10 protein-coding genes are annotated in these 12,590 nt (G+C 67.3%); 3 read left to right on the top strand and 7 right to left on the bottom strand.

All coding sequences use genetic code 11. The features are described 5' to 3' along the window. Nucleotides 1–26: 26 nt before the first annotated feature. The 3 genes from BMY29_RS15670 to BMY29_RS15660 all read right to left on the bottom strand — a co-directional run bounded on the left by BMY29_RS15670 (nucleotide 27) and on the right by BMY29_RS15660 (nucleotide 3,746). Nucleotides 27–1,232: a thiolase family protein gene (locus tag BMY29_RS15670; protein ID WP_049991195.1), complete on the bottom strand. Its 1,206-nt coding sequence runs from the start codon at nucleotides 1,230–1,232 to the stop codon at nucleotides 27–29. 111 nt (nucleotides 1,233–1,343) lie between these two features. Continuing rightward, nucleotides 1,344–2,507 (bottom strand): CaiB/BaiF CoA transferase family protein, encoded by a 1,164-nt coding sequence (locus tag BMY29_RS15665; protein WP_049991194.1) that lies wholly within the window; start codon nucleotides 2,505–2,507, stop codon nucleotides 1,344–1,346. Between the two features lie 171 nt (nucleotides 2,508–2,678). Beyond that, nucleotides 2,679–3,746: an anthranilate phosphoribosyltransferase gene (locus BMY29_RS15660; RefSeq protein ID WP_049991193.1), complete on the bottom strand. Its 1,068-nt coding sequence runs from the start codon at nucleotides 3,744–3,746 to the stop codon at nucleotides 2,679–2,681. A 161-nt stretch (nucleotides 3,747–3,907) separates the two neighbouring features. Between BMY29_RS15660 and ahbB the strand changes: the two genes are divergently transcribed. Both ahbB and BMY29_RS15650 read left to right on the top strand, forming a co-directional pair. Next, the gene (ahbB, locus tag BMY29_RS15655) at nucleotides 3,908–4,948 is read left to right on the top strand and encodes a siroheme decarboxylase subunit beta (RefSeq protein ID WP_049991192.1); all 1,041 of its coding nucleotides are present in this window, start codon (nucleotides 3,908–3,910) and stop codon (nucleotides 4,946–4,948) included. Between the two features lie 153 nt (nucleotides 4,949–5,101). Then, entirely contained in the window at nucleotides 5,102–5,566 is a 465-nt protein-coding gene (locus BMY29_RS15650) for a DoxX family protein (protein ID WP_049991191.1), read from the top strand. Here BMY29_RS15650 and BMY29_RS15645 read toward each other — a convergent pair. Beyond that, nucleotides 5,563–6,156 (bottom strand): DUF2703 domain-containing protein, encoded by a 594-nt coding sequence (locus BMY29_RS15645; RefSeq protein ID WP_049991190.1) that lies wholly within the window; start codon nucleotides 6,154–6,156, stop codon nucleotides 5,563–5,565. The two genes, BMY29_RS15650 and BMY29_RS15645, sit on opposite strands and share 4 nt — an antisense overlap. 137 nt (nucleotides 6,157–6,293) lie before the next feature. On the opposite strand from BMY29_RS15645, the gene BMY29_RS15640 reads away from it, so the two are divergent. After that, a complete protein-coding gene (locus BMY29_RS15640; protein ID WP_049991189.1) occupies nucleotides 6,294–6,677 on the top strand; it encodes a winged helix-turn-helix transcriptional regulator in 384 nt (127 codons plus the stop codon). 52 nt (nucleotides 6,678–6,729) lie between these two features. Here the strand turns inward: BMY29_RS15640 and BMY29_RS15635 are convergent, their stop codons facing one another. From BMY29_RS15635 to BMY29_RS15625, 3 genes are all read right to left on the bottom strand, one after another. Next, nucleotides 6,730–9,855 carry an FAD-binding and (Fe-S)-binding domain-containing protein gene (locus BMY29_RS15635; RefSeq protein ID WP_074854815.1) on the bottom strand — a complete coding sequence of 1,042 codons (3,126 nt, stop codon included), beginning with the start codon at nucleotides 9,853–9,855 and terminating at the stop codon, nucleotides 6,730–6,732. 125 nt (nucleotides 9,856–9,980) lie between these two features. Beyond that, a complete protein-coding gene (locus BMY29_RS15630; RefSeq protein WP_049992263.1) occupies nucleotides 9,981–10,889 on the bottom strand; it encodes a 3-hydroxyacyl-CoA dehydrogenase family protein in 909 nt (302 codons plus the stop codon). Between the two features lie 335 nt (nucleotides 10,890–11,224). Next, the gene (locus BMY29_RS15625) at nucleotides 11,225–12,415 is read right to left on the bottom strand and encodes an acyl-CoA dehydrogenase family protein (RefSeq protein ID WP_049992264.1); all 1,191 of its coding nucleotides are present in this window, start codon (nucleotides 12,413–12,415) and stop codon (nucleotides 11,225–11,227) included. Nucleotides 12,416–12,590 lie beyond the last annotated feature (175 nt).

The following is a 12,590-nucleotide window of genomic DNA, read 5'->3' as shown; positions in this document are numbered from 1 at the left end:
CGAGCGCTCGGTCGGTCGTTCCGAGCTTAGACCCGCTCGATGATCGTCGCGATTCCCTGCCCGAACCCGATACACATCGCCGACAGCGCGGTATCCTGCCCGGTGCGCTCGAGTTCGTGCGCGAGTTTGGTCAGCAGCGTCGCGCCGGTCGCGCCCAGCGGGTGGCCGTGGGCGATCGCGCCGCCGTTGACGTTGACGTCCTCCCAGGAGGCGCCGGTCTCCTCGAGCCAGGCGGCGACGACCGAGGCGAACGCCTCGTTGACCTCGAATAAGTCGATATCGCCGACGCTCATGTCGGCCTTCTCGAGGACGCCCTCGGTCGCGGGGATCGGTCCCGTCAGCATCGTGAGCGGGTCGACGCCGACGACCTCGGTCTGGACGATGCGGGCCATCGGCTCCCAGCCGTGCTCCGCGGCGGCCTCCTCGCTCGTCACGAGGAGCGCGGAGGCCCCGTCGACGATCCCCGAGGAGTTGCCGGGGTGGTGGAACCCCTCGCCCTCCTCGCGGAACGACAGCGGCAGTTCGGAGAGGGTCTCGAGGTCGGTGTCCGGACGGGGGTGTTCGTCTCGCTCGACGACGACCGTCTCGCGGGTCGTTTCGCTTCCCGTTCGACTGTCCGAGTCGCTTTGCGACTCGCTCTCCTCACCCTCGAGTTCCGTCTCGACGGGAACGACCTGATCGTCGTAGCGGCCCTCGTCCCAGGCCTCCTTCCAGCGCCGCTGGGAGTCGACGGCGAGTTCGTCGAGTTCTCGGCGCGTGAAGCCGTACTCCTCGGCGATGCGTTCGGCGCCCTCGCCCTGGTGGGTCCGCTCGTCGAAGTGCTCGAAGTAGGTGTCCGTCAGCCCGCCGTCGTCGGATCCTATCGGCACGCGGGTCATGTGCTCGACGCCGCCGGCGACGAGTACGTCGTGCTGGCCGGCCATGATATTCGCGGCGGCGAAGTTGACGGCCTGCTGGCCCGAGCCGCACATCCGATTCAATTGAACGCCAGGCACGACGTCGCCCCAGCCGGCGACCATCGGCGCGAGCCGCCCGATGTTGAGTCCCTGCTCGTCGACCGGCGTGACGCAGCCGTAGACGACGTCCTCGATCGTTTCGGGTTCGAACCCGTTGCGCTCCCGGAGCGCTTCGAGCGGCTCGGCGGCCAGGTTCTGCGGGTGCGTGTCCCTGAACGAGCCGTCGCGTTTTCCGAAGGGCGTTCGGACGGCGTCGACGATGACTGCGGAGTTCATACTGTGTGGTTGGGATATTCTCCCACACGAAATAGAGGTTGCGTCTCGAGAGCTCCCGCACCGGTTGCCTGGTCCGGACAAGCGGGGACGAGCAGGGACGAGCGCGGTCCGTCAGCGGACGACGTCCGCCTCGCGGAGGGCAGCGACCTCGTCCTCGTCGTACCCCACCGAGACGAGCAGTTCGTCGGTGTGTTCCCCGTGGGCCGGCACCGACTCGTCGCGGGGCTCCGGGATATTCGATCCTTCCGCTGGAAAACCGATCCGCGGCGGCGCGTCGTCGTGTCGCTCGACCAGGCCTCGGGCCTCGATCTGGGGATGTTCGACGGTCTCGGCCGGCGTACAGACCGGGCCGACCGTCGTCTCGTCGCTCAGCGCGTCGAGCCAGGCGTCCCGCGATCGGGTCGCGAACAGGTCCGTGAGTTCCTCGCGGAGCGCCTCGAGTTCGGCCGGATCGTCGCTCCCGTGAGCGTCGATCAGGTCCTCGCGATCGACCTCCTCGCAGAACGCGCGCCAGAACTTCGGCTCCAGCGCCGCGAGGGTGACGTAGCGCCCGTCGGCGGTCTCGTAGATATCGTACCAGGGGTACTTTCCGGTGAGTTCGGTCTCGCCAGGCCGCGGGTCGTCGCCGGTGAGCGCCCGGTGGGCGATCGCTTGCCCGAAGGAGGCGACCACGTCGGTCATGGCCACGTCGACGTACTCGCCGCCGTGGCCCAGTTCTCGTGAGAGAAGCCCGCCGACGATGCTGAAGGCCGCGAACAGCCCGCCACCGAGGTCGCCGATCTGGTAACCCGGCATCTGCGGCGCCGACGTCTTGTCCTCGCGGGTCATGTCGAGTAGCCCGGCGACGCCGACGTAGTTGAGGTCGTGGCCCGCCCGCTCGGCGTCCGGCCCCGTCTGCCCGTAGCCCGTCAGCGAGCAGTAGACCAGGTCCGCGTTGTACTCGGTGAGCGTCTCGTAGTCGATCCCGAGGCGCTCGGCGACGCCCGGCCGGAACCCCTCGACGACGACGTCGGCCGACTCGACCAGGCGGTAGAACGCCCGCTTTCCCTCGTCGCGCTTGAGGTTCAGGGCGACGCTTCGCTTGCCCCGGTTGACGCCGTCGAAGAGTGCGCCGACGCCGCGCTCGGTGGTCGGCGGCATGTCGCGGGCGTAGTCGCCCGCGTCGGTGTCCTCGACGTTCACCACGTCGGCGCCCGCGTCGGCGAGCAGCTGGGTCGCGTACGGTCCGGGGAGAAGGCGCGTCAGGTCGAGTATCCGCACCGAATCGAGTCGCATGGTCTCACGTCCCGATGCGCCGTCAAAAGCCTACTGTCGTCGCGGATCGCCGCTGTCAGCGCTGTCACGCTGTCGTCGCTCGCGTCACGTCGCGGGTCGTCGAGCCAGTCCTCGGGTCGCCTGGCGGACCGAACTATGAAAATCGAATCGGCCGATCGAGGAGACGGCCGGTTAGAAGTCGCGCAGTTCCTCGAGTACCGCTTCGGCGCTGCCGTCGGCGATAACCTCACGGGCCCGGTCGAGCCCTTCTTCGAGGCTATCGACGTCTTGGCGGGCGTACATGCGGAACGCGCCGTTGAGCGCGATCGCGTCGGCGAAGTCGTCTTCGCGGTCGCCGGCGAGTGCCTCCTCGGTGATCGCCGCGGAGTCGGCGGTCACGTCGTCGACTTCGAGGTCTTCGTTTTCCATCTCCATGCCGTACTCGGCGGTCTCGATCTCGTAGTCCTCGAGGTCCTCGCCCTCGTCCCACTCGGCTACTTTGGTGTAGCCGGGTCGGATATCGTCGTAGCCCTCCATGCCCTGGAAGAAGATGGCGCGGGAGTAGTCGAGTTCGTCGCTCTCTCGGATGAGATCGGTCATCTTCTTCGCGAACGCGAGGTGGTAGAACGAGCCGAGGTGGACGTCGGCGTTCGCGGGGTTGGCGACGGTCTCGACGGTGTTGACGAACGTGCGGACGCCCATCTGGTCGCGCCGGTCGTACAGGTCGTGGATGCCAGGGTTGAACTCGGGCTGGTAGTAGAAGCCGAAGCCGGTCTCGTCGACCATTTCGGCGCTCTCCTCGGGGGCGAGCTCTGTCCGGACGCCGAGTTCGTCGAGGACGTGCTTGTACGCGGTGGCCTTCTGGGTCGGCACGCGGTCGCCGGAGTGGACGACGACCGGGGTGCCCGCCGCGGCGGCGACGATGCCGGCTCCGACGCCGAGCACGGCGGAAGAATGCTTGCCGTCGTAGTTCGCGCCGCAGTCGACCGGATCGGCCTCGGGCTCGGCGGTGACGACCGACTCCTCGCGCATGACGTCGGTGTAGGCCGCCAGTTCCTCCGGATTGTTGCGCTTCCAACGGTTGGCCAGCCAGAACGCGCCGAGGGTGGTCTCGTCGGGCTCGCCGGCGAGGATGCGCTGGATGGCTTCGCGCGCCTGGTCGCGGTTCATGTCGTCGGCCGACTTCGGCCCGGAACCGACGACTTCCGTCATCAACCGTTTCAGCGGCCACTCACCGAATTCCTGGGATGCCTGCGCCATATCAGTTCGTTCGGACGGCCGGTGCAAAAACCCCCCGCTTCCGGTATCCGTCGGTCCGTCGTACGGGGAATACTGCCCGTCGACCGCCGAATTCGAAGCCGATCTGCAGCCGATCGGCTGGACCCGAAAACGATACGGGGCCCTTCTCCCTAGGACCATCAATGAGCACCCTGTCGGGGGACTGGCGCGAGGCCATCGACGACGTGGATGCGGCGCTGATCGACGGCTACCAGAGCGGCTTTCCGGTCGAAGAGCGCCCGTTCCGTCGCGTCGGCGCCGACCTCGGCATCGACGAGTCGGCTGCGATCGAGCGCGTTCGCGCCCTTCGGAGTGCGGGCGTCGTCCGCCGGTTCGGGGCCGTCCTCAACCCGCCCGTGATCGGCTCGTCGACCCTCGCCGCGGTGCGGGCCCCCGAGGATCGCTTCGACGAGATCGCCGCCGTCGTCAACGAGTACCAGCAGGTCAATCACAATTACGCTCGCGACCACGAGTGGAACATGTGGTTCGTCGTCACCGCGGGCTCGCGGGGGACCCGCGACGAAATCCTCGCCGAGATCGAAGCGCGGACGGGCTGTGCCGTCCTCGATCTGCCGATGCTGACCGACTACTACATCGACCTCGAGTTTCCCGTCGTCAACGCCGACCGGTTCGCACGCGAGTCCCTGGAAGCGCGCACCGACTCCTCCGCGACCCGGATCAGCGAGGAAGCGACGGGCGACCTCACCCCACTCGAGGCCGACCTGCTGCTCGAGATCCAAGACGGCTTTCCGCTCTCGGAGACGCCCTACCGCGACGTCGCGGCGCGCCTGGGCGACCCCGTCGATGACGTGCTCGCAGCTATCGACCGCCTCCTCGAAAACGGCTGTCTCAAGCGCGTCGGCTGCGTGATCAACCACGTCGTCACCGGCTTCGACGCCAACTGCATGGTCGTCTGGGACGTGCCCGACGCCGAACTCGACGAACGTGGCGAGCGTGCCGGCGGCCTCCCCTACGTCACGCTCTGTTACCATCGCCCCCGCCGACCCGACAAGGAGTGGCCGTACAACCTGTTCACGATGATCCACGGCCGCGACGCCGAGGCCGTCGACGAGAAGATCGACGAACTGGCCGCCGACTACCTCCCCGTCGACCACGAGCGGCTCTACTCCACCGAGACGCTGAAGCAGACCGGCGCGCGCTACGACGACCTGGTCGGTCGCTGACGGCGGCGAACCCGACGCCGATTTCTCCGCGAACCGGCGCTCCACCGGATTCCGAGGCCGGTTTCGGCTCCCGCCCGTTCGATACAGAACCCCGTTTCCGATCGCTATCGCCATCCGAAACGTTATTATTTCATACCGTGTCGAACGCTACATATGAGCCGTTCGACAGCCGCAGGCGGAACGCAATGGAATCCGGTCGTTCTCCGACTCGCGCTGGGGATCGCCCTCGCCGTCGCCGGCGTCGGGAAACTGTTCACCGTCGGGCCGAAGGCGACCGCGATGAGCGAGTTCGCCGGCACGCTCGCGTCGCTCGGCGTGCCCGCCCCGACGGTCGTCGCCTGGTGCGTCGCGCTGGCCGAGGCGAGCGGCGGGCTGTTGCTGCTGGTGGGACTGCTCACGCGCTACGCGGCGGCGGTGGGTGCGGCGATTATGTTCGTCGCGACGACGCTCGTCCACCTGCCCAACGGCTTCGTCGCCAGCGACGGCGGGTTCGAGTACACGCTGGTTCTCTTTCTGGTCGCGGTCGCCCTCGTGTTGAGCGGGCCCGGCGCGCTCTCGCTCGAACGGGCGGTGTTCGACGACGAGCTGCTCGTGCCGGTCGACGCGACGCGGGGCTAACAGCAGGGTTCGGTCTCGTTTTCACCGCCCTGGCCGCGCTCTGTGGCTTCGAAGAACGTTCGGAGGTTCTCCGGGAGTCGATAGGGGTCACCTGTTTCCGCGTCGCGTTCGCGGGTTCCGTATCGCTCCCACCGGTCCGAGAACGCGGCCCGGAGAAGCGCGTCGACGAGGAGGGCGACCGGGGCCCGCGAGTGCCGTTCGCCGTCGAACAACCAGGTCCGGCAGTCGACGCCGGTCTCCCCGCCGCACAGGTCGCTACAGGAGTTACACGGGCTCTCGTCGATCGCCGGTTGCACGTCCCGACCGTCGATGCGGATCGTCGGCGAACTCGCCAGGCGGGTCCGTCGCGCGTCCGCCGCGGTCTCGACGCGGACGTTTCTGACGACGATTTCGACGCCGAGGTCGTCGAACAGCGGCGCGAGTCGATCGATCGCCCGGTGGAGCGAGTCTTCGGTTCCGCTGCAGCGGTCACAGTCGTTCCTGTCGAGAAAGAGAAAATCGACGCGAAGCGTCCGCGTCCGGTACGCGTCGGGCGACATCGTTTCGACGTCGACGTTGGGATGGGCGCGCGCGTCTGTTTCTGGTGTCATCGGTTCACGCTACGCGTCGAGAGAGCCTATACTAGGCAGTTTGGTGACAGATAGCTGGTTTCACCGCTGAAACTCTCTTCTCCCTGCGCTTCGCATACGCGCGATACTCGTATCGTTACGCGACGACTAGTGGTTTCATGGCCGACGAGAACTGGCAGCCGATCTGGCACTCGCTGCGCGACCTCCTCGGTGCCAAGTGGACGGGTCACGTGCTCCGCGCGCTGTACGCGCGGCGCCGCGGGTACGGGTTCAACGAACTGAAAGACGAGATCGACGGGCTGGGCGCGGCGACGCTCTCGCGTCGGCTCTCGGAACTCGAGTGTCACGGCCTGGTCGACCGAACCGTCCGCGATACGAGTCCACCGACGACGAACTACCGATTGACCGATCGGGGAGAACTGCTCGCCGACCGCCTGGTCGCGCTCGAGGACGCGGTCCGAGTGGTGGACTGCGACGACGCGACGGACTGTGCGGGGAACCGGGACGATGACTGTCTGATTGTCGCCGCGCGGTGCGAGTGAGTTCGAGCGGCCGGTCGACCCCGCAGATGCGACGGCCGTCGACCGGATCTCGTCAGGCGAGCGTCTCGGCGACGAGTTCGATCGGCGTCGGGGGCTCCTCGGGCGCACCGGGCCGGTTCTCGAGTTGGGTCCGGCAGGAGGCCCCGGGAGCGACGACGCGGTCGCCGTCGCTCGCTGCGACCTGGTCGTAGAGGATGTCGGCGATCGCGTCGCTCATGGCGGCGTGTTCGGACTCGTAGCCGAAGCTCCCGGCCATGCCACAGCAGCCGGAGTCGAGTGGCTCGACGGCGTAGCCGGCCCGCCGGAGCACGCCGACGGCGTGGTGGTCCTTCGCGACCGATTTCTGGTGGCAGTGGCCGTGATAGGTGAGGTCCTGCTTGACCGCCGCGGAGTCGAACTCGAGCTCCGCGTCCAGGCGGAACGTGTCGATGTACTCGCAGACGCCGTAGGTCGCGTCGGCGAGGGTCTCGGCCGCCGGTGCGGAGAGCAAGTCGAGGTAGTCGCCCTGGAACATGACCGCGTCGGAGGGCTCGATGACGACCACGTCCCATCCCTCCTCGACCAGGGGCGCGAGCGCGTCGACGTTCTCGCGGGCCGCCTTCCTGGCCTTCTCCAGAAATCCCTTCGAAAACGCCGGCCGACCCGTGTCGCCGAGGTCGTCCGGGACCGCGACGTGGACGCCCGCGGCCTCGAGCACGCGGACGGCCGCCTTGCCGGCCTCGGGGTGGCTGTAGTTCGTGTAGGTGTCTGGATAGAGAACGACCTTGCGCTCGGCCTGGCTCTCGCTGACGTTTGCACCGCCGCGCTCCGCTCTCGCCGCCGCCGCTCGCTTTTTCGAGGCGGCCGTGCCGCCTCGTTCCTCGAACCAATCCCGGAACGTCGTCGCGTGGAACGTCGGCAGCGGCCTGTCGGAGTCGATACCGACGGCCACTTCGAGAAGTTTCCGCGCCCCCGGGAGCTTCGGCAGCGCGTTCGAGAGCGGTGCGAACTGCGAGCCCAGTTTCGACAGCGTCGAGACGTTCGCGAACAGGTGATCGCGGAGGCTCGCGCCGTTGCGCCGGTGGTACTCGTGGGTCACCTCCGCTTTGAGCTTGGCCATGTCGACCTCGCTCGGGCAGTCGATCGCACAGCCTTTGCAGCCGATACAGAGGTCCATCACCTCCTCGATGAACTCGTCGGTGGCCACCTCGTCGGGATCGAGGTCGCCGCTCATCGCCTGGCGGAGCGCGTTCGCCCGGCCCCGGGTGGCGGTGATCTCCTCCTGACTCGCCCGGTAGGTCGGACACATCACGCCGCCGGTGGTCGACTGCTGGCCGCGACAGCCGCCGCAGCCGTGACAGAGCTCGACCATGCCCTGCATGCCGTTCTCGTTCTCCCACTCGAGGGTCGGCTCGAAGCCGGCCTCGAACTCGTAGTCGGGATCGAACCGTAGGTGCTCCCGGAGGTCCGTCGGGTCGTCGTCGCGGAAGACGACCTGGCCCGGGTTCAGGAGCCAGTCGGGGTCGAAGGCGGTCTTGAGGTCCTGAAAGGTTTCCCAGAGCTCCTCGCCGTAGAGCTTGCGGTTCCACTGGGTGCGCGCGCGGCCGTCGCCGTGCTCGCCGGAGACCGAGCCGCCGAGTTCGACCACCAGGTCCGTCACGCCGTCCGCGATGCCGTGGAGTTGCTCGAGTCCGATTTCGGTCTTCGTGTTTACGAGCGGACGGATATGGAGCACGCCCGGGCCGGCGTGGGCGTAGAAACTCGCGTAGGTGCCGTTGTCCTCTAGAATCTCCTCGAACCCCTCAACGAACTCGGGGAGCTTCGCGGGCGGAATCGCGGTGTCCTCGATGAACGAGATGTGCTTCTCGTCGGTCGTCCGCGAGAGGAGGATCGGGAGGCCAGACTTGCGAAGTTTCCACAGCTTGGCGCGCTGGGCGCTGTCGTAGGCCTCGAGCGCTTCGATTGCGAGCGTTTCGGCGTCGCTCGCGGGGGCGTCGTCGGCCGGCTCTCCCTCCGGCGTCGCCGACGGCACGCGGTCCGCGAGCAGCCCGGCGACCTGCTCTCTTCCCTGGTCGGCGTCCTCCGCGTAGAACTCCACCAAGAGGACGGCATTGGTTCCTTCGGGGAGCATCTCCGTTACGGGGCCGAACTCGGCGGTGTCCCGCGCCAGGTCGATCAGCACGTCGTCGAGCACTTCGACCGCCGCGGGATCGTGCTCGAGGATCGGCTCGACGTCCCGCATCGCCTCGTGGAGATCGGGGTAGCACAGCAGGGAGACCGCCTTCGTCTCCGGCACCGGCTCGAGCGAGACGGTCGCCTCGGTGACGACCGCGAGCGTCCCCTCGCTGCCGGCCAGCAGCCGCGCGAGGTTGACGGTGCCGGGCTCGCCGGTCGCCTCTCCGCCCGGTAACTCGTCGCCGCGCGCCTCGGCGACCAGGCGATCGAGGTTGTAGCCGGAGACGTTGCGCTTGAGATCGGGGTAGGCCTCGTCGATGCGATCGGCGTCTTCCTCGAGAATGCGATCGATTTCGGCGTAGATCCGTCCCTCGAGGTCCCCGTCGGGATCGGCTCGCTCGGCGATTTTCTCGACCGTAACCTCGCCGAAGCGGGTGACGGTCCCGTCGGCGAGGACGGCTTCGACTTCCTCAATGTAGGCGTCGGTTTTGCCGTACTGCAGCGAGTGCGCGCCGGTGGAGTTGTTGCCGATCGCGCCGCCGATGGCGCTCTTATCGCCCCAGGCGGGGTCGGGGGCGAACTTGAGGCCGTGGGGATCGAGGGCCTCGTTCAGCGTCCCGAGGATCGTCCCGGGCTGGACGGTCGCCGTCCGCGCGTCCGGATCGATCTCGAGGATGTCGTTCATGTACCGGGTGAAGTCCAGCACGACGGCCCGGTTGACCGTCTGACCGGCCAGGCTGGTGCCGCCGCCCCGCGGGAGGACGGGAATCTCCCGCTCGGCGCAGTACTCGACGATGCCGGCGACGTCGGCGGTCGACTGCGGGAAGGCGACGGCGATCGGCGTCATCTCGTAGGCGCTGGCGTCGGTCGCGTACAGCTCCCGCGAGTAGGAGTCGCCGCGGACCTCGCAGTCGACGACCTCCTCGATGTCGGCGACCAGCGCCGGGCGATCGACCTCGTCGCTCCGGTAGTCGTAATTCGCGCGCCGGTCGGCGGCCGGGTCGGCGCTCGGCTCCAAGGACATACCTGATCCTTGCTCACACGCGGCTAAAAGGGTCCGCATTGCCGAACATCGGTATCGACGCCGACGAGGGAAGAGGTGGCGGTGACCGAGTCAGAAAGCGGTGTGGCTCGTACTTATCGGCGAGTTCACGTATTGGCGTCACCCTGCGTACTACCCTGTCCCCAGTCGCCGCTCGTACCGACGCGTTCGCCGTCCTCCCAGACGTAGTACCCCTCGCCGGTTTTCTTGCCGAGCTTGCCCGCCCGGACCTTCCGGCGCAGGGATTGGGGCGGTTTGAACCGCTCGCCCAACTCCTCGCGGAGGTGTTCGGCGATGTGCAGGCGCACGTCGAGGCCGACGTGATCCGTCAGCTCGATCGGGCCCATCGGATGGCCGTAGCCGAGTTCCATCCCCTCGTCGATGTCCGCCGGGCTGGCGACCCCCTGCTCGACCATCCGGATCGCCTCCAAGCCGAGCGCCAGGCCGAGCCGCGAGGTAGCGAAGCCGGCCGTATCTCGGACGACGACGTCCGTCTTGTCGATCCCTCGGACGTAGTCGACGGCGAACTCTTCCGTTCGTTCGGCGGTCTGCTCGGCGATCACGATCTCGACGAGATCCATGATGTGCGGCGGGTTGAAGAAGTGCAGCCCGACGGCCCGCTCGGGGTGCTCGAGCGCGCTGGCCATCTCGGTCACCGACAGCGAGGAGGTGTTCGAGGCGATGACGGTATCCTCGTCGGCGGCCGCTTCGACGTCCGCGAAGACCTCTTGCTTCAGGTCCATGTCCTCGGGCACCGCCTCGACGACCAGGTCGGCGTCCGCGACGGCGTCCGCGAGGTCGGTCGTTCCCTCGATCCGTTCGAGGGTCTCCTCCAGTTCCGCCTCGGTGAGTTTCTCGCGGTCGACGCCCCCCTGGAGGTTCTCGCGGATCCCGTCGAGGCCGTCCTCGACGAAGCCCGTCTCGATGTCTCGAAGGATGACGTCGTGGCCCGCCATCGCGGACACCTGGGCGATCCCGTGACCCATACTCCCGGCTCCAAGGACTGCAATTCGCATGTGTCGAGCCTCAGCGGAAACGGGCAAAAGCGTTCCTTTTCGAACAATCATCACAGATTGGAGGGCGTCGGTCGCCTCGCCGCGAGCGGTGCCTCTTTCCGTCGACGATCTTCGGGAGAACTGCCGCTGTGAACTGCGACCGCGGATGGAGGAACGGCGAATGGTAGTGGACGGTGGTGTGGTGGGGCGGGGAATTCAGTGCAGACCCGATACTACGGCCGTTCGTCGGGCGGTCGACCCGCCTCGGGTACCCGCAGCTACGAACCAGCGGATCTTAATTGTATGTGAACAAACATTGTATGCGGAGTATACAGCGTGGTCCGTCGCCGAATCGCTCAGAGAATCTGGTCGGCGATGATGTTCTTCTGGATCTCGCTGGTTCCCTCGTAGATCTTCGTGATGCGGGCGTCGCGGTAGTAGCGCTCGGCGGGGTAGTCCGTGACGTAGCCCGAGCCGCCGTGGACCTGCACGCCCTCGTCGGCGACTTCGACCGAGATCTCGGAGGCGAACAGCTTTGCCATGCTCGAGTACTGCGCGGCGACGTCCTGGTTGTTCTGCTCGACCTGGGTCGCGGCGCGGTAGGTCAGCGAGCGGGCGGCCTCGACCTTGGTCGCCATCTCGGCGATCTTGTGCTGGATGGCCTGGAATTCCGAGATCTTCTGGTCGAACTGCTCGCGCTGGTTCGCGTATTCGATGGCGGCGTCGAGCGCGCCCTGGGCGGCGCCGACCGCCTGGGCGGCGACGCTGGTGCGCCCGGAGGCGAAGAACTCCATCAGCTGGTAGAACCCCTGGTCGACTTCGCCGATGACGTTCTCGGCGGGGACGCGGACGTCGTCGATGATGACCTCCGCGAGGTCGGAGGCGCGGATACCCAGCTTGTTGTCGATCTTCTCGGTCTGGATGCCGTCGGCGTCCATCGGCACGAGGAACGCGGTGATGCCGCGGTGGCCCTCGCCGGGGCTGGTCTTGGCCATCGCGACGCCCACGTCCGCGACGGTCCCGTTGGTAATCCACATCTTGTTGCCGTTGAGGACGTACTCGTCGCCGTCCTCGGAAGCCTCGAGTTCCGAGGGATCAGCCGAGGTTTCCTCGGCGGAGTCCCTCTCCGCGACCGTCTCGATCCCCGCGACGTTCGAGCCGTGTGCGGGCTCGGAGATCATCGAACAGGAGGCCACCTCCCCGTTGGCGATCTTGGGCAGCCACTCCTCTTTCATCCACTCGTCGCCGAACTCGACGATCATATCCGTCCCGAAACCGGCGGAGCCGACGGCCGATCCGATCCCGGGATCGGCCCGCCAGAGCTCCTCGGTGACGATCGTCGTCGAGAGCTTATCCATCCCGGCCCCGTCGTACTCGATCGGGATGTTCGGCGCGACGAAGTCGTACTCGGCAGCCTTCCTTCGCAGCTCCTCGGGATACTCGCCCGCCTGGTCGTGTTCCTCGGCGACCGGTTCGATCTCGTTCTCACCGAACTCGCGGACGGCGTCGCGAATCGCCTCGTGTTCGGCCGATAGCTGGAACGCCATAGTAGTCTGCTTGTGGTCGTCTTACAAAGTAGCTTCGGCTGTGCGCTACTTTTTCGTTTGTTAATCTATCTGGGGCTACAACGTCCACGATGGAAAACAGAGCGGCGGCTGACCGTCGATGGTCGGCGGTCGGCGATCGGCCGCGACGGCCCGACGACGCACTCGGCCGCGGGGG

Source organism: Natrinema salifodinae (assembly GCF_900110455.1).
In the GTDB taxonomy this organism is placed as follows: domain Archaea; phylum Halobacteriota; class Halobacteria; order Halobacteriales; family Natrialbaceae; genus Natrinema; species Natrinema salifodinae.
The sequence above is the reverse complement of the archived record's forward strand: the minus strand, read 5'-3'. Positions and strand labels throughout refer to the sequence as shown.